This is a genomic window from Paenibacillus sp. J22R98 (assembly GCF_059383835.1).
Genome location: NZ_JBXENW010000004.1, coordinates 80,913 through 104,625, shown reverse-complemented (window position 1 = coordinate 104,625; position 23,713 = coordinate 80,913). Strand labels below are relative to the sequence as shown.

The 23,713-nt window shown below is 47.8% G+C and carries 15 protein-coding genes; 14 read left to right on the top strand and 1 reads right to left on the bottom strand.

Annotation, left to right across the window (positions count from 1 at the left end; genetic code table 11):
• Positions 1–61 precede the first annotated feature (61 nt).
• From AC50Y3_RS13845 to AC50Y3_RS13835, 3 genes are all read left to right on the top strand, one after another.
• Positions 62–925 carry a flagellar hook-basal body protein gene (locus AC50Y3_RS13845; protein ID WP_494819320.1) on the top strand — a complete coding sequence of 288 codons (864 nt, stop codon included), beginning with the start codon at positions 62–64 and terminating at the stop codon, positions 923–925.
• Positions 926–973: 48 nt separating this feature from the next.
• On the top strand, positions 974–1,795 hold the full coding sequence (locus tag AC50Y3_RS13840; RefSeq protein WP_494819319.1) for a flagellar hook-basal body protein: 822 nt from the start codon (positions 974–976) through the stop codon (positions 1,793–1,795).
• Between the two features lie 65 nt (positions 1,796–1,860).
• On the top strand, positions 1,861–2,163 hold the full coding sequence (locus tag AC50Y3_RS13835; protein ID WP_494819318.1) for a DNA-directed RNA polymerase subunit beta: 303 nt from the start codon (positions 1,861–1,863) through the stop codon (positions 2,161–2,163).
• Positions 2,164–2,310: 147 nt separating this feature from the next.
• Here the strand turns inward: AC50Y3_RS13835 and AC50Y3_RS13830 are convergent, their stop codons facing one another.
• Positions 2,311–4,482 carry a hypothetical protein gene (locus tag AC50Y3_RS13830; protein ID WP_494819317.1) on the bottom strand — a complete coding sequence of 724 codons (2,172 nt, stop codon included), beginning with the start codon at positions 4,480–4,482 and terminating at the stop codon, positions 2,311–2,313.
• Positions 4,483–4,746: 264 nt separating this feature from the next.
• On the opposite strand from AC50Y3_RS13830, the gene AC50Y3_RS13825 reads away from it, so the two are divergent.
• From AC50Y3_RS13825 to AC50Y3_RS13775, 11 genes are all read left to right on the top strand, one after another.
• Positions 4,747–5,328, top strand: a complete 582-nt coding sequence (locus tag AC50Y3_RS13825) for a CDP-alcohol phosphatidyltransferase family protein (protein ID WP_494819316.1) — start codon at positions 4,747–4,749, stop codon at positions 5,326–5,328.
• A 158-nt stretch (positions 5,329–5,486) separates the two neighbouring features.
• Positions 5,487–5,918: a 3-hydroxyacyl-ACP dehydratase FabZ gene (gene fabZ / locus AC50Y3_RS13820; protein ID WP_090982305.1), complete on the top strand. Its 432-nt coding sequence runs from the start codon at positions 5,487–5,489 to the stop codon at positions 5,916–5,918.
• 83 nt (positions 5,919–6,001) lie between these two features.
• On the top strand, positions 6,002–7,708 hold the full coding sequence (locus AC50Y3_RS13815) for a phospho-sugar mutase (RefSeq protein ID WP_494819315.1): 1,707 nt from the start codon (positions 6,002–6,004) through the stop codon (positions 7,706–7,708).
• A 102-nt stretch (positions 7,709–7,810) separates the two neighbouring features.
• On the top strand, positions 7,811–9,934 hold the full coding sequence (locus tag AC50Y3_RS13810; RefSeq protein ID WP_494819314.1) for a DUF5693 family protein: 2,124 nt from the start codon (positions 7,811–7,813) through the stop codon (positions 9,932–9,934).
• Positions 9,883–11,049: a polysaccharide pyruvyl transferase CsaB gene (gene csaB, locus AC50Y3_RS13805; RefSeq protein WP_494819313.1), complete on the top strand. Its 1,167-nt coding sequence runs from the start codon at positions 9,883–9,885 to the stop codon at positions 11,047–11,049. The genes AC50Y3_RS13810 and csaB overlap by 52 nt, the downstream gene beginning before the upstream one ends.
• 225 nt (positions 11,050–11,274) lie before the next feature.
• Positions 11,275–12,414: a glycosyltransferase family 4 protein gene (locus tag AC50Y3_RS13800; protein WP_494819312.1), complete on the top strand. Its 1,140-nt coding sequence runs from the start codon at positions 11,275–11,277 to the stop codon at positions 12,412–12,414.
• 172 nt (positions 12,415–12,586) lie between these two features.
• Entirely contained in the window at positions 12,587–16,720 is a 4,134-nt protein-coding gene (locus AC50Y3_RS13795) for an S-layer homology domain-containing protein (RefSeq protein ID WP_494819311.1), read from the top strand.
• Between the two features lie 507 nt (positions 16,721–17,227).
• Entirely contained in the window at positions 17,228–20,092 is a 2,865-nt protein-coding gene (locus AC50Y3_RS13790; protein WP_494819310.1) for an S-layer homology domain-containing protein, read from the top strand.
• A gap of 121 nt (positions 20,093–20,213) precedes the next feature.
• A complete protein-coding gene (locus AC50Y3_RS13785) occupies positions 20,214–22,703 on the top strand; it encodes a hypothetical protein (protein ID WP_494819309.1) in 2,490 nt (829 codons plus the stop codon).
• Positions 22,704–22,727: 24 nt separating this feature from the next.
• Positions 22,728–23,285: a hypothetical protein gene (locus tag AC50Y3_RS13780; RefSeq protein WP_494819308.1), complete on the top strand. Its 558-nt coding sequence runs from the start codon at positions 22,728–22,730 to the stop codon at positions 23,283–23,285.
• Positions 23,286–23,374: 89 nt separating this feature from the next.
• On the top strand, positions 23,375–23,647 hold the full coding sequence (locus AC50Y3_RS13775; protein ID WP_494819307.1) for an alpha/beta-type small acid-soluble spore protein: 273 nt from the start codon (positions 23,375–23,377) through the stop codon (positions 23,645–23,647).
• Positions 23,648–23,713 lie beyond the last annotated feature (66 nt).

The window sequence follows — 23,713 nt, the reverse complement described above, 5'->3', positions numbered from 1 at the left end:
TAACCGATATATATAACGTAGGTAACCGATTCAGTACGTTGAGCGCTCAGGAGGTAGCTTCATGCTAAGAGGTCTATATACAGCTGCATCAGGCATGATTTCGCAGCAGCACCGGCATGATACAGTAACGAATAATATTTCAAATTTAAATACACCTGGTTATAAAGAGAAGAGCGCGGTTACGCACTCCTTTCCAGATATGCTGCTGCGTTTGGCCGGCGTCCAAGACGGCGGAGGCCGTGTAGTAGGAAAGCTGAACACCGGGGTGTTCGCGGAAGAGAGCCTGCAGATCAACCTGCAGGGCGATTTGATGCAAACGAACCAGTTCAGCGATTTTGCCATTGTATCGGACATTGAAGTGCCCGGCATGACGTTTGACGGATCGGGCAAAGCGATGTCAGCGGACGGAAACTACGTGTTCCAGCCGCAGGCATTCTTCACCGTTCAGAATACGAACGGTGAAACTCGTTATACGCGTGATGGTCAATTTAAGCTCGATGACGAAGGCTTTCTGACGCTGCCGGACGGCTCCCGCGTACTTGGCGCTAATGAGAAGCCGTTCCAGCTGCCGGCAGGCATGACGTTTAACAAGCTGACGTTGACGAGCGACAATCAGTTGGTTGATCCGGAAACGGGTCAAAGCGCCGGTCAACTGCTTATCTCTGTTGTGGATAATCCGAATAACCTTGTGCGTGAAGGGGACGGGAAGTTCAAGCTTGGCGATGAGTCTGTTGGCGTTCGGACGATGACCGCAGGCGATCGGGTAGAGCTGAAACAGGGCTACGTCGAGCGCTCTAACGTGGATTCGGCACAGTCAATGGTTGACTTGATGTCGGCGGCGCGCGCCTATGAAGCGAATCAGAAGGTTATTCAATTTTATGATAAAAGCTTAGATAAAGCGGTTAATGAGATTGGCAGAGTATAACCACTCGCAAGCAATGCTTAACGATGCACAGCAGGGGAGGCTACTGAATTGAATGGTTCGATGATTAATGCGATGGTGTCCATGAATGGGCTGCAGCAGAAGCTGGACTTGCTTGCCGACAATATTGCCAATGTGAATACAGTCGGCTATAAGCGCAAGACCGGCACTTTTGAAGATTTGCTGACTACGCTGAAGAAGCAGCCGGAGGTGTTTGATCAACCCGGACGTCTGACTCCGCTTGGTTTCAACCAAGGCTGGGGCTCGCGTCTGACGATGATTCAACCGGATTTCTCCCAAGGACCGATTCAACAAACGGACCAACCCCTCGATGTAGCTATCGAAGGCAATGCGTTGTTTGAGGTGACGGTTAATGCCGAAGGTGATCTTGGTTATACACGCGGTGGCTCGTTCCAGACCACGTTTACGCGGGACGGCGTCAATATCCTGACAACCAAAGAAGGCTACCCGATCTCGTCTGTAGATGGCAATCCGATTGAAATACCTGCAGAGATGAAGGAAGTCAGAATTGATCCGAATGGCAGCATCATAGGTACGCTCCCATCCGGTGAAATTGTTCAGATGGGGCAGCTGAAGCTGGTTCAAGTGGACAAGCCTTCCCTCTTGTCGCAGGTAGCAGACAATTTGTTCGCCATTGCGGATGGATTTCAGGTCAATGATGTCATGCATAATGTTACAGCGAGCGCCGAATCTAAGATCGCAATAAAACAAGGTTTTCTGGAGCAATCTAATGTCGTCTTGTCCGACGAGATGACGGAATTGATTAGCGTGCAAAGAGCTTATCAGCTCAGCTCAAGGGCATTATCTTCCAGTGATACAATGCTGGGCCTTGCAAACAATTTGCGCGCCTAGGAAATGAGTGAATGCGTATGGATGCAAAGAAAGAAACAGCGGCTGGTTTAGATGGAGTTTCTCAAATGGAGCGTTCTAGTCTGATGAACCCCGCGCCTGCAAGCGAGAGGCAGCGACAGAGCGGTACGACATCCTCTGAGCGCGATCTCGAAGCTGCTAAAGGCAAGACATCAGCGCGCAAGAAACGTAATCCGGCTCTTCGGGCTTTACTGTGGACGCTTCGCAAGAGTATCGTTCCCATTCTGTGCATCGCAGCCGTGCTCGGCGGCATGTACATGGGCTATACGATAATCGGCAAGCGGCCCGGAGACGAAGTGTTCGAAATTGCCACTTGGAAGCACATGTACGATCTAGTGTTTGCTGACTAATAGAAGCCTGCTCATTCGAGCAGGTTTTTTGATTTTCAATTCTATTCCACGCCGCATAAATAAGCACCTCCCCGAATATCATCGGACTACCATAGTAGTTGGCGATGAACACTTCGAAGGAGGTGCTTTTGGTTTACTGTTTAATTCTTATTTTACGGTTACGCGGATACTGATGGATTTGCCGTCAAATGTCGCTCTTACCATCGTGCTTCCTTTGCCGACTGCCGTAATGACGCCAGCTTCTACCGCAGCTACTTTATTGTTGCCGACCGTCCATGCTGCGCTCTTCGTTACATCCGTGATACGACCGACATCGTATTCAGCCGTAACTTTAACGGTTTCTTTGCCTTCTGCAGCAAGAGTAAGGGACTTAGCCGACGAAGTCAGCTTCTTCACCTTAGCAACGACCGTAATGGCAACCTCGATCGATTTGCCTTGATACGTGCCTGTCAGCTTGCCGGTACCTTCAGTCAACGCTTTTACAGTGCTTCCTTTAATAGAAGCAAGTGTTTCAGGGTTCATTGTCCAATTCATCTTGGAGCTTAGGGAAACCGACTTACCGCTCTTATAAATCCCTGTTACTTTAAGGTTTTTGGTGCGGGAGATGTTCAGCGAAAGACTGCTTGAATCGACGAACAGCTTCGTAATTTCCTCTTCAATGGTTACCCGGATCGTAGTTGACTTCCCAAGGTAGGAAGCAGTAAGGGTAACGCTCGAGGCTTGCAAGCCTCTCATATTCGGAGCTTTCACGAGCAAGTTGGCGGAGGAGCTCTTCCAAGTGACAAGGCTCGTTACGTCTTCCTCTTCGCCGCTTTCATACATGAGCGTGATAACCGGCAGCTTCACTTCTTTGCCAAGTACAACGGAAGCATTGGTTTGATCCGGTGTCAGCATAAGCGGTTTCTCGTGCACGACTACAGTAACGGTGACCGTCTTGGATTGAATGGTACCCGTAAGTACGACTGTGCCGATCTTCTTCGCTGTCCACTTTCCATCTACTTTGTCCAAAATATCCTTGTCGCTGCTCGTCCAAGCAACGAGGCTCGTGACGTCGATCGTCTCTTCAGCTATCGATTCAGCCGAAATCTTCGGCAGTGTAACGCTATCGTTCAAGAAGGCATCGACGGTCTCGGATGCTGCTTTGAGGCTGCTGACAGTCGGATAAACAGTGACCGAAACTTGCTGGGAAAGACCCAAGTAAGTCGCTTTAATGACCGTGGTACCAACGCCTTTAGGGGTAACGACGCCGTCCTTAACGGTTGCGACAAAGAAATTGGAGGAGGTCCATGTTGCTTTGCTCGTTACAACCTCAGGCGTTCCGGTCCCCTTCATAACCGTTACGTTGAACGTTACCGGGCTATCTTGCATACTTAAATGCTGGTCTTCTTTCGGTGTCATCCGCATGGCTTCGTAAGCAGGGCGAACTACGACATTAATGCTGCTTGTTACGCCGAGGTAGGACGCGATAACGGTTGTCGTACCGCTGCCGACCGGAGTGACAATACCTTTGGACACGGTAACAACGGCTGTATTGCCGGATGTCCACTGTGCCGTATCGGTAACCGTCGCGGAATCGTCATCTTCGGTGGTAACTACAGCTGTTAACGATTTAGTGCCGTCGCCGACATAGAACTCAAGTAGATCGTCAGGGGAAATGATGATCTTATCGTAAGGAGAAGTTACGATTAACTTCACCGTATCGGTTCTGCCTTTGTATTTGGCTGTGATGGTTGTTTCGCCTGCAGTAAGCAGCTTGATGTCTCCATCGTCTACGGTTGCAACAGCCGGATTGGAACTTGTCCAAGTTGCGGAATCGGTGACGTCTTCATTAGCGCTGCCGCTCTTGGCAGCAGTAAGTGTATAGGAGATCGTGTCGCCCAGATGTACCTCTTCAGTGGCGTCAACAGTTGTCCCGCCCTCCGAAATCGTTACGCTGTCGTAGCGATAATTAACGGTGATAGGCAGTGTGATTTTATAGCCTTTGTATGTTGCGCTAACCGTTGCAGTGCCCTTCGTTAAACCTGTAACAACACCGGCGGACACTTTCAGGATGGCCGTGTTGGAAGAGCTCCAAGTGGCATCCGTCGTAACGCTTTTTGCGGAAGTTGCACCTTGTATAGTGGCATTCACTTCAAGTGAAATCGAATCATCATCGATATAAAGCACGGCGGGTGACGGAGCGTTGTCGAATGCAATTCCCGTTACGACTTCATCAGCGTAAGCGAGTCCCGCAAAGGAAGAGAAGCTCAGGACGATGGCAAGCATCACTGTAAGCCAGGTGCGTTGCCACAGGGGTGCAGCTTGTTTGTTCATGCGCATGATTGTCTAAAACCTCCAAAGACTATAATTTCCTATCCTCTATAGTTAACGGCTTTAGAAGGGGGAAATTGAAGGTGTCAGATAGGTATTGCCAAATTTAGTTCGCAGGTCATGGCCAAATGCGTGCAAAGAAACGGCAAGAAATGAGGCTTGCGGCTGGTTTGGGCATAGCCCGGACAGTTTTATTTTTTCCAGCGTAGAGGTATAATGGGTTAGAATCTTTGAAGCATCTTTTCCGCCATAAAGGTAAGGGGGCGTAAACGTTTGAATCTTCCTAATTTGCTCACGATGCTTCGTTTTGCTTTAATCCCCGTTTACGTTGCCGTATTTGCATCGGACGCTTCGAATCATATGAAATGGGCTTTTTTGATTGTTGTCATCGCAGGGCTTACAGATATTTTGGACGGTTACCTGGCGCGGAAGTACGGGCAAGTGACCTCGGTAGGGGCGATGCTGGATCCGCTCGCGGATAAGATGATGATGATTACCGTCATCTTGTCGCTGCTTATTACCGAACATATTCCGTGGAGCGCGGGAGCGGCTATATTTATCCGGGATGCGGGGATGATTGTCGGATCGGCATTTTTTCATTTTCGGGGGAAGAAAACAGTCCCTGCAAATTGGATGGGGAAACTGACCACCATCCTGTACTACTTGGCCATCATGTTTATCTTCTTTGAAATGCCTTTTGCCAGAACCTATTTATGGGGCGTCATTGCGTTTTCATTTATCACTTCATTTATTTACATTTTTCTTTTCGTTGGCTTGAATAAGGACGAAGAGGAGCAAGGCAGCGCGGTGCAAAGCACAGAGGAGCAGACAGATACAAAGGCTCCGCCCGCATAATGGTAAAAAGGAGATTGAATTCGCCTTGGCCGCGAGGAACGGCTTTAGCGTTCAATCCCCCTTATCTTAACCCCACGACTGCAGTTTCGTGATGGATGGCCTTATTTTGGCACAATACCTTGTAATTTATTACACCAACCTTGAAGGGAGCTTACATCATGTTAGATATTAGACAAATCCAAGAAATTATACCGCATCGCCCGCCGTTTCTGCTCGTTGACCGCATTATTGAGCTGGAGGAAGGCAAACGAGCCGTCGGCATCAAGAATGTGACGATGAATGAACCGTTCTTCACGGGACATTTTCCTCAATACCCGGTAATGCCGGGTGTGCTTATTGTGGAGGCGCTGGCGCAGGTCGGCTGTGTTGCTATTCTGAAAGTAGAGGCAAACCGCGGCAAAATCGGCTTCTTCGCAGGCATTGATAACTGCCGTTTCCGTGGACAAGTGGTTCCCGGCGACACCCTTACATTAGAAGTGGAAATTACAAGAATGAAGGGCATGATCGGCAAAGGACAGGCTGTTGCCAAAGTTGGCGATAAAGTCGTGGCTGAAGGTGAGATTATGTTCGCACTGAAGGATCCTGAATAAACCCGGCATTATCGGGTTAATAAAGACAGGGCCTTGAGCTTGCTACATATAAAAAACCGTAACTTACTACGGATGGAGAGAGGATGCTGGAGATGAACCATTCTACTGTAGAACGATACGAGGCTTGGCTGAGCGATCCGATGATTGATGCTGCTACGAAACAAGAGCTTGCCGCGCTGAGAGGCAACGAGAAAGAAATCGAAGATCGTTTCTACCGGGAGCTTGAGTTCGGAACAGGCGGACTGCGCGGCGTTATGGGCGCAGGGACAAACCGATTGAACAGCTACACTGTCGGAAAAGCTACACAAGGACTGGCGAACTGGGTACTTACGAAGAGCAGCACCCCTTCCGTGGTGATCGCTTACGATTCACGCAACAATTCTCCTGAGTTTGCGCTTGATGCTGCACTTGTTTTGGCTGCGAATGGTGTAACGGCTCATGTCTTTCAAGCCCTTCGTCCAACCCCGCAGCTGTCCTACGCCGTTCGTGCGCTTGGCGCGACAAGCGGTATTGTTATCACAGCGAGTCACAATCCACCTGAATATAACGGCTATAAGGCTTATGGCTCCGATGGCTGCCAGCTTGTTCCGGAAGATGCAGCTGAGGTTATTGGCGCGATCCAGCAAGTAACGGGATTTGATCAAGTCCGCCGTATGGGCCGGGAAGAAGCGGAAGCTAAAGGTTTGCTGCACTGGCTGGGCGATGCGGAAGACCGCGATTATATCGCAACAGTCGCAGCGGAAAGCTTGAACAGCAAACTGCTTGTGGACGGTCTTGGCAAGGCGCTGACTGTCGTATATACACCGCTTCATGGTGCAGGCAACATGCCGGTGCGCGAGGTGCTTAAGCAAGCAGGTCTGACGAATGTTCATATCGTCCCCGAGCAAGAGCAGCCTGACGGCTACTTCAGCACGGTGAAATCACCGAATCCGGAGGAGCGGGAGGCGTTCAATCTCGCGATTAAGCTCGGGCAAGAGGTAGGCGCGGACATTATTATCGGTACCGATCCGGATTGCGATCGGATGGGCGCGGTTGTTCGTAATAATGAAGGCGAATATGTCGTGCTGACGGGTAACCAGTCCGGCGCGATCATGGTCAATTATTTGCTCAGCACACGTAAGGAACGCGGCGATCTGCCTGCTAACGGCGTCGTAGTGAAGACGATCGTGACGAGTGAAATGGGCGCTGACATTGCTGTTTCCTATGGAGCGGAAGTCGTCAATACGTTGACCGGCTTCAAATATATCGGCGAGAAGATGACGCAATATGAGAAAAGCGGAGAACGTACCTTCCTATTCGGTTATGAGGAAAGCTACGGCTACTTGGCAGGCACTTATGCGCGTGATAAAGATGCGGTTATCGCTTCCATGCTAATTTGCGAAGCAGCTGCTTATTATAAGAGCAAAGGCAAAACGCTGTACGATGTCCTTCTTGAACTGTATGCGAAATTTGGCAATTATTTAGAGCATCTGGAATCCCGTACGCTTAAAGGCGTTGACGGCGTTGCTCAAATCGGAGCGATCATGGAAGATTGGCGCAGCAATCCGCCTGCAGAAATCGGCGGCATCGCTGTGGATCAAATGCTTGATTATTTGCCGGGATTGGGCGGCTTGCCTCCTGAGAACGTGCTTAAATTTTTACTTGCTGACGGCTCGTGGTTCTGCCTGCGTCCTTCAGGCACGGAGCCTAAGATTAAGGTGTATTTTGCTGTACGCGGCAGCTCACAAGATGAAGCGAAGGCAGCGATTACGCGCCTGACACAAGCTGTGATGGAGCGCGTGGACAACTAGATCGGTATTGGGATCGGAGCTTCCGTACGTGAATATGCTGCGGAAACACAGACAGATAATCGTAGCGATAATTCCTACGGAGAATGTTAAGGAGTGGAAGATGTGCAAACTGGTTGGCAACAATGGAATCGCAAAGCAACGTTTGTCCTTTGTGTATTAACGATATTAGGTTTGATTGCAGCGCTTCCTATCGGCGCTACGCGCTGGAAAATGGAAAAAACCTCCGACAAGGTTCAGATGGTGTTCGATTACCGCGACTTAGTCCAAATCGCCGCTTATCAAGCCCATCCGAAGCAGTTCGTGAAGGATGAGCTTACCAAAATGCATGAGGCAGGCATTACGGCGATGGCGGTATTCGAGTCTTCGCTGCAAGAGCTGAGCTGGGCAGGCCGCTTGACGCTATACAATTCCGCCAGCGCAAGCGAGCTGCAAGGGAAAACGGCTACAGCAGATAATAATTATACGTATGTGCTGTTTTCTAGCGCCAAGGATGAGGAAGCCATTCGTCCGATCTTGGAGTCGACCTACAAACAATGGGGCATTGCGACTTCCTCATGGAGCTATGAAGGACAAGGCGGCTTGATTCTGGAAACGCCGCTCGAGAATGCGATCTTGAAGCCGCTGGTTCCGGATCCGATTGCACTCGGAGAGATTCACGATGCTGGTTTTACGATCGTGCCGCGTTTGTCGGACCGCATGCCGTTTGATGCCGCTTCGGTAGATGCGATGCTTAGCGGTTTTGAACAATTGGGCGTTACGCGCATTCTGTTTGAAGGCGATGCCGTCAAAGGTTTCGCGGACAACGCCGAGCTGAAGAGCTTGAACCAATTCGCAGAGCTGCTGAATAAGCATGGAATCGGCATTGCGGCAATCGAGAACTCTAAGCCTCAGAAGGGCATGAACACGCTCGGCTATTTGACTCATTATAATGTAGTAAGACTCTATTCGCTTTCAGACAATGATTCGGCATCGATGAAGCCGGAAGAGATCGCAGATCGCTTCCAGCTTGCTGCGAAGGACCGCAGCATTCGGATGTTCTATCTGAACGGAGCGCCTTCGAGCAATCCGGTGAAATCGATGATCACCGATCCGCTTCAAAATTTGTATGATGCCATGCAAGACAAGAACGGCGTATTGGCCAAAATGGACAAGCTTGGTTTTGCGATAGGCAGCCCGCAGCCGTTCGAATACGAATCGCCGTCATGGCATAAGCCGCTTAAAGCTGTCGTGGTGCTCGGCGCCGTTGCCTTCATTACACTGCTGATCAGCGCGTTCCTACCTGGCGTAGCCATTCCGGTGTTCGTGCTTGGACTTCTCGGCAGCGCAGGCTTATATGTGCTTTCGAAGTCGATTCTCGAGCAAGGACTTGCGCTTGGCGCAGCAATCAGTGCGCCAACGCTGGCTATGATCTGGGCGATCCGCCGCGTACGGACGCACACGGTTGGCAACCGCAGACCGATCGGCGGTGCGGCGGATGCTTCTGCGACTCGCGTAGCGGGCGGAGGCGACCAACAGGTACGTTGGTTCTTCCCGGGCATTAGCGCAGGACGCCGTTTCTTGATGGCTATTACCATCTTTGCTGCAACATCGGTTATCTCCATGAGCGGAATTCCGTTTATCGTGGGTCTCTTGAACAATATTACCTACAAGCTGGTACTGGAGCAGTTCCGCGGCGTAAGCTTGCTGCATCTCGCTCCGATTGCACTCGTTGCACTGTACTTGCTTCTGTATACGGGTGAATCCGTGATCGGCAATTTGCGCAAGCTGTTGAAGATGCAAATTACCGTTCTCTGGGTGGGCGTAGCCGGCGTATTGGGTGTTATGGCTCTCTATTACCTGTCCCGTACAGGTAATGAAGGACAAGCTTCCTCCCTTGAGCTATCGTTCCGTAATGTGCTGGAGTCGACCTTCGGCGTTCGTCCGCGGACGAAAGAGTTTCTGCTCTCGCACCCGCTCTTCTTCTTCGGCCTCTTCGTTGCGCTTCGATATCGTGCAGCGTGGGTATTATTTATTGTAGGTTCCATAGGTCAGCTGTCTATGGTGGACACATTCGCGCATATTCATACACCGCTTCCGATTTCCATTATCCGTGATTTGCTTGGTCTTGTACTGGGCGCGTTGATTGGACTTGTGATGATCGGCGTGTGGCAGATTGGGGAAGGAGTTTGGAAACGATGCGCACCACGAATCGCACAACTGAAACAGGGCTTCAAGTCCGGCGTGTAGTCATCTCCGGCTACTATGGTTTCCGCAACAGCGGTGACGAAGCGGTGCTGAAGTCGATTTTGTTCGCGCTGGACGAAGAGGGTGTGAAGCAGGGGCTTCGCATCGTGCCGATCGTGTTGTCCGTTGATCCCGCTTGGACGACTTCGATGTATGGCGTAGAAGCTGTACATCGGATGCGCCTCGGTGAGATCGTTCGCGCTATTCGCGGCAGCGACGGTCTGATCAGCGGCGGCGGCAGCCTGCTGCAGGATGCAACAGGTGCCAAGACGATTCCTTATTATACGGGCATTCTCAAGCTGGCTCAGCTGCTTGGGAAGCCCACATTTGCATACGCGCAAGGGATTGGCCCCGTGAATCGCCGGTGGATGGACCGGCTGATTCGCGGTGTCATGCGCCGCAGCGCGTATGTCTCTGTGCGGGACACGGAATCCGCCGCTTTGCTTGGGCGGATGGGGGTACCGCGTGAGCGGATCGACGTTGTACCCGATCCGGTCATGGCTTTGCCGTTGCCGGCCGCGCAGGTGCTGGCCGGCGGTTTTGGCGCAGACGCGGAGAAGGCTGCGGCGGGGACTTCGCCGCTGCCGGTGGTCGGCGTGTCCTTGCGCCACTGGCGCAAGGACGGCGCCGACCTTGCGCGCGTCGCCGCCGCGCTTGGCGCGCTGGCCCGCAGCCGGGCGGTGCGGCTGCGGTTCCTGCCGTTCCACACCCCATCAGACGCGGAAGCGTCGCGATGGGTGATGGAACAGCTCGGCGATCTCGGCGCGAGCGTAGCCGAGATTGCCGAGCCCGGCGATGACCCGCAGCTCATGCTGCTGGAGGTCAGCCGGTGCGACGCGCTGCTGGGCATGCGCCTGCATGCGCTTATCTACGCAGCGAATCAGTCCGTTCCGATGCTCGGACTATCGTATGATCCGAAGATTGATCAGTTCCTGAACCGGATCAATCTAAGGCCAATCGGGACGACCGAAGCGCTTGATCCGCAAGCTTTCGTATCGGCGATCGGCAAGCTGCTCGACGATCCGCAAGGGTGGCGCGCCGCTCATCATGAGGCCATTTCACAATTAAAAGAAGAAGCGCGTGTTCCAGCGAAACAAATTTCTACATTTTTACGTTAATCAATATATGGATGCTCCCTCTCCCCAGCAAACACGAAAGCTACTAAAGTGTAGATATATGGCCGAAAAATGTAGCGAATGCGCTGTGCGAGAAAGAAAATGTCGCAATAACTCGACCAAGCAAGCGATTTAAAGGGGAATTCCGTGAAAATTGCTTGAAAATGAGAGTGGAGTTTCTTTTTCAAACAGCGTATAATTCAATCCGGCGATAGCTATGAAAGGGAGATGGAAATGACTCAGGTCGTACTCTACTCAATCGGATTTATTATTTCATTATGTCTTGCACTTGCACTTACCCCGTTTGTCATTAAATTCGCTAACAAAATCGGGGCAATTGACAAGCCCAATCATCGTAAAGTTCATACACGAATAATGCCGCGGCTTGGCGGCCTGGGTATATATGCTGCTTTTGTCGGTGCTTATTTTGCAGTGAAACCTTTCATTCCGGAAGGCTTGCTGCGCAGCTACGACTTGAACTTGATTAATGCGCTGCTTGTTGGCGGCACGATCATTGTCATTATCGGCGCACTGGACGATCGTTTCGAACTATCTGCAAAAGTAAAACTGCTGGGCCAATTGATTGCGGCCTGCGTTGTCGTACTCGGCTTCGGCGTTAAGATTGACCTGGTCAACATTCCGTTCGGCGATGCGATGCAGCCGATAGCGGCATGGATCAGTATCCCGCTTACCATTATCTGGATCGTGGGCGTAACGAATGCGATCAACCTGATTGACGGCCTTGATGGCTTGGCGGCAGGCGTGTCCGGTATTGCGATCAGCAGTATTCTTGTAATGGCTGCGTTCATGGGCTCTGCACCGGTTATCTTGCTAAGCGCCTTGCTGCTTGGCGGCGTTATCGGATTCTTGGTTTACAACTTCCACCCCGCGAAGATCTTCATGGGGGATACCGGTTCCTTGTTCTTAGGATTCGCGCTTGCAACACTATCCATGATGGGCTTTAAGCAGGTTACGATGGTTTCCTTCATTACACCGCTTCTTATCATTGGTGTACCTTTGTCGGATACGTTCTTTGCAATCGTACGCCGCTGGGTGAACAAGAAACCTATCTTCGCGCCGGACAAAGGTCATCTGCATCACTGTCTACGCGAGCTTGGCTTCAGCCACCGTCGTACCGTTTTGATTATTTACGGAATCGCATCGATCTTCGGGATCTGCGCAGTGCTGCAATCGACGATCGTGCAATCCGATGCTGCAAACTGGATTACCTTCGGAGTAATTCTCGTTCTCGTGTTCATTCTCCAAATTGGTGCGGAGCTTATCGGGATTGTGGATAAAAGCCGCCGCCCGCTGCTTAACTTCTTGCAGCGTTTAGTGATGGGCACCGAACAATCGCGCTCGAAATAATTAACAATAAGTTAAATAAAAACTTCGCTCCTTACGGGGAGCGGAGTTTTTTGTTTTGTATGGGGTTTTACCCGTTAGATTTCTGGTTCTTGTCTAAACTTTTGGGGGCTTAGCGCCGATAAAAAGGATACATCAAATTATGTGTATGGGATTGAAGTGGAGGAGGCTCACCGTGATCAGAAAATTAGTTGCGTTGTTTATTATGTTGGCCTTAGTGATTCAATTAGTGCCTGCCAATCGCATTGAGACTGCTCATGCAGCGACAGGCAATTTTACGTTCCCAAGTGAAAGCGATCAAATTGGTTCCCCGAGAGTAACAACCGATGAGCGTATTACACTTCAAGGGACGCTAAATAATGTGGACCCGACATCGATATCTTACAGCGTGTCGCAAATCATTGATCCGACTAAGCCGGACAAACCCGGAAGTGTTCGTGAGAATCTAACCAGTAACATTTCGGTGAACGGTTTCAGCTTGCAAGTGTTCAATATTCAATTGTTTCCTGGTCTTAATAAAATCACATTTAAAGGGACACAAGGCGGAGGAGAAGTAGCGAACTCCATTTACGTCGAATATCGAAACGGACCGATGCTTTATGATTTGACCGCAAGCCTGGACGGAAACAACTTTCCAATTGTGGATAATGGAACGACTGTCGTGCAGTCCACCACCTCGCGCGGACGCAACACTGCGGATATTAGCATTACAGGTAAAGCGCCGAATGCGCAGCAAGTGACGATTGTTGTGAATGGAAGCAGTAAAACGTACTCGGTAAACAGCGCGAACAACAATTCGTTTGCAGCAGCACCGATTACGTTGAAGAAAGGAAAGAATCAAGTTACGATCCGCATCAAGAACGGAACGCAAGTCATCGAAACCTCCCGTGACATCGCGTTCTACAACGGAAGCGTGACGTTCTACGATGTCAATATCAATGAAATGAATGCGGGTGTTTCTGTGCAGTCAGCAGCGCTGGAGTACAACCCGAATTTTGTAATTGATACGACTCATAACCTGCAATTGACGGGTAAAGTCATTGTGCCGAACAGCTACTATGCCGACCCGCCTTCAACGATTGAAGTGCCACATCCGAATCCGCTCGCGCCATTGACCGGGTTGAAGGCTGGCTATAAGAAGCCAGGGGACCCTACTTATACTGATCTTACAGGCAGTCTTACGACAAGCCTAAAGGCGGTTGGGAATCCATCGAATACGGATAAATTCTTTGTTTATGACTATACAATTAATCTCGGAGTTCCAAATGCACTTACCTTAATTACGGACACCTTATATAACGTCAAGCTAACCGGCTACAATGAAGAGAACGCTCATTTGAACTTGACACCGACTGAACAAGGCACAGATGCGCTCTACTTCTCTCTGCGTGATAAGAACAAGCCGTTTGTCAGTCAAATCAATTACCTGGCAGGATATAAACCTACAAGCTATCAAGGCATTGAAGGTACGCCGCTCGAAGGCAAGAACATCTATGGTTTGCCAGTAGGCATTGAGGTGCTGGTAGGCAATTCTACAGGTTCGACTATTACCGTCCCTGATATTGACGACTTGTACAGCGATACTCCTACTGCACACCCAACTGAGGTGCCGCTGCCATTACCCGGACAATCGCTTGGTTCAGGTGAGTACGCCATTCGCGATAAATCGTTCGTGACGAGAACGGTTAACGGTATACCGCAAACGTTCGAGAGATTTATATTGGAGTTTTACCGAATGCCGTTTGAGGGGACGCAAACTATTACGGTGAAAGTGGCTGGCGGCGATACGAAATCCGCGAAGTTTACGCTGCTTTATGGTCCTTATGCCAGCTTTAATAAAATCTTCGATGGTATGACCGTTTATGATGATTCAACGTTGGACCCGACAGTGCGGGTAACTGAAATTATCACGAACAGTCTGGGTAACTTCAAAGGTGTTCTGCAGAACATCAATAATACGTCAGAAATCAGATATGACAATACATTAGGACCACGTACTGTTTACTTTTACATCAATAACGTACCGTTTCCTCTTGTAAAAGTCGGCACAGACGTCACTGAATTTGAAATTAAGCCTACTGAATTGACGAATGCACTCGGTGCGATGTTCAATGGCGAGAACGAAATTAAGTTTGTTTTCCAAAGCTCCAAGAGCTACTATGAGAAGGTCGTTAAGGTAAACAAAGTACCGACGAACCTTCCGGTTATTCCAGCTCCGGATACGATAGGCATATTCCCGTTTACTTTCGAGGATGCGATTACGAATCCGAAGCCGATTTTGAATGATCTTAACTTCCCGAAGACAGGTTCCATCTACACCACAACTGAACCATTCATGAATGTCTTTGGTACATTTGATTTCATTGATCTAGGCGATGAGACTGAAATAGCAGCTAAAATGGCGTCATTACTAGCTGTGAATGCATCCGGCCATAAAGTCGCTGACGATTATATTTTGAAAATCACCGGTGCGTCTCTCACGACCCCAATTACATGGAAACTAAGCGATCCGTTCCAAGTTGTTAAAGGGGATTCGCCACTAGGCATGTTTCCGGCAAACGGCAGTATCAATGGAAATTTGGTAGTCCAATATGACGTTCTTACGGAGAAGTTTAAATTCCTCCTGAGAAAACAGGAGCTGAACGCAGATGGAAGCTCCAGCGTTTATCTATTCAATGTGTATAACAGTGGGGATCTCGGACCGAAGGCGACATATCGTTTAGAAGTTGACCCGACGGTGCTACCATACAAGATACTTCGCCCGTACTTACCTGCAGAAGGGATCGTCAACAAGAACTACGTTGATGTCATTATCAATGCCAAAGGTGCGAATAAAGTCACGATCAATAAACAAGCAGCTGATAAATTCGCTTACGATGCGGATAACACCCCGGCAAACGGTATTGAATATCCGAACGCTTTTAAGGCTACCATTTCAGGTCTTAAACCAGGCGTAAACAAAATCAGCTTTACGATTGAGAGTGCTTCCGACAAAGTGAGTAACTTTATTGAGGTTACCTATACGCCAACGAACATACCGGGCGCACAGTTGTTGGATGACATGAAGAACTCGAACAAAGTATTTGACGGTGCGGTATCGCTAACTTTCCCAAAAGGAACTGCGCTCATTCGTCGCGATTACAATGTACCGGCTAATTTGAAGAACCAAATCTTCACTGGCCATAAGCTCCTATTCGCCATTGCAAACCCTGAAGATGGGGTTGTAGATCGCCGTGAATACGACAATCCACCAGCCGATTTTGATCTGATCATGCAGAATTTCGGCACAAGATTCAGAGTATCGTTCCCAACTCGCTTCGTTAAGTCCAGTCCTGTCTACTGGATTGATGCCGGGCTTGCAGACGATATATCTACACCAAACTATGACCCGCTCAAAATGGGTGTGGATCCTTACCAATATCCTGGAGCGAAAGGCCCTGGAGATACGAAGATTCCTACTTATGACGATCGACCAGATGACCGTGAGCTTGTTGCTTCCAAGCGCGGCACGCTTACACTTTCCTTCGATCCAAGCATCCGGAACACAGCAGGAACGATTGTAACTGTATTCCGTTACGACGTGAAGAATAAGTTCTGGGTGAACCTTGGCGGTACGGTAGATTCGAAGAAGAACACCATTACAGTTCCCTTCGACCAGTTCGGATATTATGTCGTGGCTAAGATGGGTTACTCCTTCTCCGATGTTACGAACCATCCGTATGCGCGTAACTATATAGAAGCAATTTATTCGAAGGGTGTCATGAATGCGGCTAACTTCGATGATTTCGGAGCTGATATGTACACAACTCGCGGTGAGTTTACGAGTATGATCGTCAAGGCGCTTAATATTCCGCTTAACTATGAGCTGAGCAAGCCTCACTTTGACGATGTGCCTCCGATCATCAATCAAGATGCACTTTGGGATTATAGTACGATCGAGACCGCAGCACGTGAAGGGATTATCCGGGGTACACAGCCGCGCGCGTTTGAGCCAACGGCAAACTTATCACGCGGAGATGCTGCCGTCTTCCTTGCAAGAGCACTTAACTTGAAGCTCGATACGGATCCTGATAAAATCGATAAAGCATTACAAAAAACCTTTAAGGATTACGCGGACATTGACTACTATGCTAAATCGTCTGTGCTTGCGATTGCCAAGAAGGGATACATCAAGGGATCTCCGATAGACCCTGCTGATCCGAAGAAAGGCTTTACGTTCGAACCGAAATCCAGCCTGCTTCGTTCCGATGCGGCTATCATTATCGGCAAAATGCTAGCTGATCTCAAGCGACTTCCTAAACTAAACTAAGTTGGTATGGTTGTGCTGCCCGGGAGAATTCCGGGCAGCTTTCATTTTGTTACAAGTACTTCAAACGATTGCTAGAGTTATCTTTACATGGGAAATGTTATCTATCGACGAATATAGGACATTCGGCTTATAATAAACAACGTGGTAGACAAGTTGTTCTAGTTCATGTGGCATATCGACAAATTCGATTAAATAGCGTTAGAGAAGAAGTTTCAAAAAAACTTTTCCTGACAACGCAACTTTTTCGAAACCTGTGCGTTTAATTACATGAACCAGGCAACAGGAAAGCTGATGAAGCGTAGCGGAGAACTTGGAACTAATTCTCAAATTGCTCTTTACGCTAGAAATAGGCCATTGTATAATGTTATAGTGGTGTTCAGACTCTACCAGATTTTTCTTGTCAACTTTTGTTTACAAGATTCTGCGACAGGTTCCTACAAGGAATACTTCTAGCAGACATTATTTATACTAAATCTGCTCAACTCGTGAAAGGGGGTGAATCGGCCAATGAGACAAACGAGCAATCTATATTCTAAACAAAACTCTAAAGAAACTAAGCATTATATAGGAGGAGACAAAAAGGTTATGAAAAAAAGTTTATCCTTACTCGTAGCAGCAGCTATGACTCTATCTACAGCATCGGTGGCATTTGCTGCTGACGGCGCAACTACAACTGAATTGTCCACACAAGCAAAGTTTGACGCACTTAAAGCAGCGGGTATCTTCAACGGTTTCCCAGACGGTTCTGCTGGTCTTGACAAAGAAATGACTCGCGCTGAGTTTGCAAAAGTACTTACGAAGTTGAGCGAGCTTGCAGAAAACTCTGCAGCTAACGTTTACTCCGACGTAGCAAAAACTCACTGGGCAGCTGGATTTATCGGCGCTGCATCTGAAGCTGGCCTACTTAACGGTCTTGGCGGCGGCAAATTCGGTCCATCCGGTAAAGTAACAATCGAGCAAATCGCTAAAGTAGCTGACTTGGTAGCAGGCGTTGAGCCTTCTGACAAAGCAGTAACTGGTAAAGTATCTGCTTGGGCTAAAGGTTTCGTAGCAGCAGCTATCGAAGCTGGCTTGCTTCCTGAGCTTCCTTCCTACCAAGTGAACGCAACTCGCGGTCAACTAGTAGACGTAGCTTACGATCTTGCACAACCAGAAGATGCAACTCTTGCAGCAACTGCTAAAGTTGCAGGCGCTAAGAAAATCGACGTAGCTCTTAACAAAGTTTCTGATAAAGCAACTTTCGAAGTTAAGAACGCTTCCGGTACAGTAGTAAACGTTAAAGAAGTAACTTTCTCCACTGACAAGAAAACTGCAACACTTGCATTCGCTTCTAACCTTGTTAAAGGCGAGTACACTGTAAACGTTAAAAACGGTGAAGAAACTGCTTCCGCTAAAGTAACTGCAGAAGATGAGAAAGTTTCGAAAATCGAGTTCGCTTCTGACAAAGCGGTTATCGACCGTGCAGACGCTACAGCTAAAACAGTTTACACTACAGTTAAAGTTCTTAACCAATACGGTGAAGATGTAACTTCTTCTAAAGCAGGTTCTGTAACAGTAACTGCTGGTAAAGGTACTGCAGTATTGAACACTAACGGCAGCCTAGTTCTGAGTGCTGCAGCAGCATTTGCAAAAGACGAGAAAGTAGCAGTAAGCGCACTTGACGCTTCCAGCAACACTTTCGCATCCGCAGTATTGACAGTGGTTGACAAAGCAGCTGTTGCTGAATTGACAATCGATAAACTGTACAACGCTGATGGCAAAACTCTTTCCAAGAACGAGAATGACTCCCAAAACTGGGTACTAATCGTAACTGGTAAAGACCAATACGGTAACTCGATTTCGAAACCAGAATACTTCGAAGACGATGTATTGGTTAGCGCGAGCAACCCATCGGTTTCCGGCGTGTTGACTAAAGTTGTTGGCGGCGTAACAGTAGCTGACTTCGGTACTACAACTATCGACGGTACAACTTATGTATCGCTTCCAGTACAACTTCCAGAAACAGCTGGCGTATCGACTGCACTTGCTGGTACTTCCAAGATCACTATGATCTCCAAAACTACTGGTAAAAACACTTCGTTCGATGTAGCTGTAAAAGATACTGTTAAAGTTGATACACTTACTGCTTCCGCTCCTGCACTTGCAGTAGCTGGTGAGACAGTTGACATTCCTTTCACAGCTGTTGACCAATTCGGCGCAGCGGTTACAAATGCTGCTGACCTGATTGCAGGTGTAACTAGCAAATCCGTAACTGGTGGCGGTACAATCAACTTCGTTCAAGACTATGTTAAGAACACTGCAAAACTGCAAGTTTCTGGTCTTGCTGAAGGAACTGCAATCGTAACTATCATCACTGGTACTAACAAAGTAACTCAACTGACAATTAACGTTCAAGCGACAGCTAAACCAGTTGTAGTCTCCGGCATCAAAGACTTCAACAAAAACTTCGCTAAAGACGCTGCAGCAACATTGACTAAAGACAATGTAGTTGCTAAAGATCAATATGGCCGTGACATCGCATTAGGTGCTTACAAAGTTTACGTATCGACTTCCGATGCGGCTAAAGTGAAATTGACTGGTACTGCAGTTGGCGCTACAGGTTTCTTCGACCTAACAGCTGCTAATGTTACTGTTGACGCTCTGGCTAAAGGTTCGTCCACTGTTACTTTGAAACTGGTTACTGCTGCTGGTGCTGACGTAACAAACAGCGAGTACACTTACACTTCCAAAGTAGTAGAAAAAGCAGACGTTGCTTCCTACGAGCTTGCTGATATCGGTACTGTATACCATGTTCCTGCAGCAGCAGCAAACACTAGCTACCAAAAAGACATCACTGTAAACGGTGTGTTGGCTGATGGTTCGAAAGTTGCTGTACCTACAGCATGGTTCGATGTTGAAGCTACTGATGCTCAAGTTACTGTAACTGGCGACAAATTCAATGCATTCGGTACTACACCTGCTGGCTTCACTGACGGCGCTAAAGACGTAACTGTAACTGCAGTTGTTGAAGGTGCTAACGGTCCGGTTGTATTGACTAAAGTTGCTAAAGTAACTACAGCTGCTCCATCCGTATCGACTCTTGAAGTTGTTGAATCCGGCGCCTTCATTAAAGAAGATACTAACGTAATCTCCGCAAGCGTAGCTAGCGTTAACGACGCAACTAAAGTTAACACTTTGGTTAACGCAGTTGTTAAAGCTGTAGACCAATACGGCGTTGAGTTGACTGGTGCAACTGAACCAACTTACAAAAACTACATCACAAACGTAACTGATGGCAAAGCTATCACAGCTGTTGCAGCAGGTAACACGTTCCAAGTGACTACTGTAGTTGGCGGCAAAACAATTTCCTTCAAAGTTATTGTTAAAGCTTAATAGAGACTCAACTCTCTGAGAAACAGGACCGAGCAATCGGTCCTGTTTTTTCTTATATTCAGAAACTTTTCGACGTAATATCCGTCTATAACTGTAGAATCTAAAAAAGGATGATGAATAGATGCGATTAATTCAACGTGCGGGCCTTTCCTTACTACTTGCTTCAACATTTGTATTACCGGTTGCAGACCTTACACAGCCAAACCATGCATTTGCAGCTGCAGCTGTCGTGAATAATATCAAAGCATTTAGTTTAGGCGGGGGAAGTACCGCGCAAGTAACGGATCTGCAATTCTTGTACGGCGATAACGAGAAGACTGCTTATTTCACCGTATCTGTATATAACAATTCTAATAAAGAGTTGGACTTCTCCGACTTTTGGGTGGAGCTGTGGACAAAGAAGGGTACAAAGTACTCGATTAAAATGAATGAACAAGATGCAAAGAAGACAAAGGTCGTAGCAAAAACGACGACGGATTACCATTTTACGGCTAAAGTGAATCCGAATTTGAATTTATCTGACTTTTCGTTCAAACTCATCAAATGGGATTTCAGCCAAGCAAACTATACGAGAACTATTGGTCAAGTTGCGGTTCCTTCCACATTTAATCCCATTGTTCCAGCAGCAACTGGTAAAGTTGTAAAGATTGGTAACAAGAAGATGAGTAGTATTCTTGCTAAATCTCAATTCGCTGTCATTAGTGGCCAGCTTGAAGGTGCTCTTGTTTACAGAGTCACTAACTACAGTTCCCAAACCATTTCTTTGAATAATCTTAATTTTTACATAAAGCGCTCGGGTGGAACCTTGAGCAAGCTAAGTGCAGATGCAGGTGGCGACCAGCAGCTTGCACCAGGTGCTTCTAAAGAAATTCAGCTATACGGCACGTTGCCCATTACGAAGATCGATCCTAACATGCAATTAATCGTTACTTCTTCGGATGAAGAAACAAAGACCGAAACCCCGATCGCTACATATACCGTAAAGCCGCTTTCGCTTGAACAGGTCTATGTAAAGCCGGGCAAATCGGGCAAGCTTTCCATTGAAGGCAATGCGGTAACGACGAAAATTAGAGATGCGTTTTACAATCAAGATGCGCAGACGCAATCTTTATCGTTGTACTTAAACTTCAATAACGCAGGCAAATCATCTGTTAGCTTACCGACGTACAGCTATTATATTTTAACCAGCACAGGCGCCATGTATCCGGCGAAACAATCGCAGGCAACGGCTGTAGAACTTTCCCCGGGAATCGAGAAAGAACAGTATTTGCAATTCACCTTACCTGCTGGAATTAAGACGGATTCACTCAAGCTTATCGTAAAGAAAACAAGTGAAGAGAACAAAAAGGGTTATGTGGTTGGTCTATTCCAAGTACCGCCTAAATCAAGCGGTCAGAATATTAGCACCGCACCAATAAAATACGTTACCCAACAAGGAATGTTTGAATTCTCATTGTTGCGTGCGGAACGATTGCCTTGGGGCGAACAGGATATGATTAATGCACTTGTTACTGTGAAGAATACACAGTTTGATGTGAAATCGTTGCCTAATTTGAAAGCATCTATTCAACTTGGCGACTATAAGGTCGATGATAAAGATATCCAGCTCATCAAGACGGAACAGATCGTTGCCATTGGCGGAAACTCCTATACCACATATATAGTAAGCACGAAGGTGCCATATACCTTTGCAGCTAGTGATGTTACAGTCTCTTTGTCTGAAGTGAAAAGTGAAGGCGATGCTGGCTCTGGCTCAACGCCGATCGGAACATTCCAACTGAAGAACACTCAATTGAAGATTCCGGTAATTAAATCAACTGCTCAGCTTAATATTTCGGGAATCGGCAGGAAAGCCAGCCTGCAAGTTACTCAAACTCATACGTACTTTAATAAGGATGAGGATACTAAACTTCTGTATGCCGAGTTTGACTATTCGAGTTTAGAGCAGCGTTTTGCGAATTTAGCGAATTTGCAGGCTTATTTTAAGACGAAAGATGGCAACTATGTTCCGGCAAACTTCCAAAATATTAAGGATAAGATAACGCCGAATAAACTCAATCTTGTTATGGCTTACGCAAGTTTCCCTGAGAATTATGATCTAACCGGTGTTCAGCTCATCATTGGTCAAGGTATCACTACTGGCCAACTCACTGCCCCGGATGGAGTAGCTGATGGGTATGTAAATGCCGTTCAATACGAAATGCCGGCTGAGACAACTACGGTTCAATCGACATTCGAGAATTTAGTCATTAATCCTTATAAATTGTCGATGACGAAACTGTCTCCATCGCTTCAGGACGCGTATAAGCTCAATATCGACTTTGAATACGATCTTGCCAAAACCGTTGAATACGAGAAAATGGCAGGAACACATCAATTAGTTGTCGAACTAGTCGATAGAGATAACAAGTTCGAGCATATGTTTGAATTGGAAAAAGGCAATGGCGCGCTGAAAATCGGTGAAGACATTAAAGAATCTGTTTCGTTCGAAGATGAGAAGCTGTGGGGCATTATTTATCGAGAATTTACCGTAAATGTCTATGATCAGTTCCAAGGTCAAAAGAAACTGCTTGCGACAAAAGTGCTGAATCAGGCGATGACAAACGGGTAATGAAGTTATGAGGTGAATGGATTCTTGAAGAGAAGCGTGAAGTTTGCAGTTTTTTGTTCCATTATTGGTGTCGGATTAGTTGTATTTAGTTTGGTGACTAATCAAGTAAATGGTGACAGCACTAGCGATACCCCAGGCTCCGTCAACGACCCAGTCGTAACGAAAAGCTACATTGATAAACAAGTAGCGGAACTTGTGAAGGCAGAGCTGGCCAAACAGAACGGACAGGGTACGGACGATAAGAAACTCCAGGAGATGTTCGATGCTTTCCGTGAAGAAATGGAGCAAAGCGGAGGTTCATCTAAAGTAGAAGTTGTTACTGTTCCTGTTGGGAAGCGCCTAGTTGCTAAAGATGGTACTGAATTTATCGTTCGTGCAGGCAAAGCGATGGCCTACAGTTCAGATGCTAATGGGATATCTGATCTGACGGATGGTGCAGACATTACGAACGGTAAACCTGTTCCTAATAATCATTTCATTCTGTTCCCGCGCGGCGGCCGTGGTGTGACGCCACAGGTTGGACAGAAGACCGGATTAACGGTGCTTGTTCGCGGGGATTATGAAATGCAAGTCCAGCAATAGTTATTTTTACCCGATCTGACAACAAGTTATCCGCTTTGAACCGCGCATTCCGGAACAAACTATAAGCATCCCATCAGGAGGTGCTTATCATGTCGAGAAGTAACCGTAAAGTTGTACCGGAATGTGCACAAGCGCTCAATCAAATGAAGTATGAAATTGCAGCAGAGCTTGGACTTATGTCGGGTGGATATGCAGCCGGTTCTGCGGATACGGAGTTTGGCACAGAGCTTGGAGGAACAGGCGGTTCAGGTGGCCACGTCAATTGGTCGCAGCTTGCGACAAGAGATGCGGGATCGGTAGGCGGTAATATGACAAGGCTGCTCGTCCAGCGCGCAGAGCAAGTCCTCAAAGGGCTATCGTAGTTAGCTGACTATTGCCATTGACACAAAGCGACAGTTTCGGTATCATACTGTTTTAGAGAGTATTCA

What these genes read in the sequence shown, in the direction of transcription:
- AC50Y3_RS13845 (WP_494819320.1), top strand. Translation starts at nt 62, where the DNA reads ATGCTAAGAGGTCTATATACAGCTGCATCAGGCATGATTTCGCAGCAG.
- AC50Y3_RS13835 (WP_494819318.1), top strand. Translation starts at nt 1,861, where the DNA reads ATGGAGCGTTCTAGTCTGATGAACCCCGCGCCTGCAAGCGAGAGGCAG.
- AC50Y3_RS13830 (WP_494819317.1), bottom strand. Translation starts at nt 4,482, where the DNA reads ATGCGCATGAACAAACAAGCTGCACCCCTGTGGCAACGCACCTGGCTT.
- fabZ (WP_090982305.1), top strand. Translation starts at nt 5,487, where the DNA reads ATGTTAGATATTAGACAAATCCAAGAAATTATACCGCATCGCCCGCCG.
- AC50Y3_RS13815 (WP_494819315.1), top strand. Translation starts at nt 6,002, where the DNA reads ATGCTGGAGATGAACCATTCTACTGTAGAACGATACGAGGCTTGGCTG.
- csaB (WP_494819313.1), top strand. Translation starts at nt 9,883, where the DNA reads ATGCGCACCACGAATCGCACAACTGAAACAGGGCTTCAAGTCCGGCGT.
- AC50Y3_RS13800 (WP_494819312.1), top strand. Translation starts at nt 11,275, where the DNA reads ATGGAAATGACTCAGGTCGTACTCTACTCAATCGGATTTATTATTTCA.
- AC50Y3_RS13790 (WP_494819310.1), top strand. Translation starts at nt 17,228, where the DNA reads ATGAGACAAACGAGCAATCTATATTCTAAACAAAACTCTAAAGAAACT.
- AC50Y3_RS13785 (WP_494819309.1), top strand. Translation starts at nt 20,214, where the DNA reads ATGCGATTAATTCAACGTGCGGGCCTTTCCTTACTACTTGCTTCAACA.
- AC50Y3_RS13775 (WP_494819307.1), top strand. Translation starts at nt 23,375, where the DNA reads ATGTCGAGAAGTAACCGTAAAGTTGTACCGGAATGTGCACAAGCGCTC.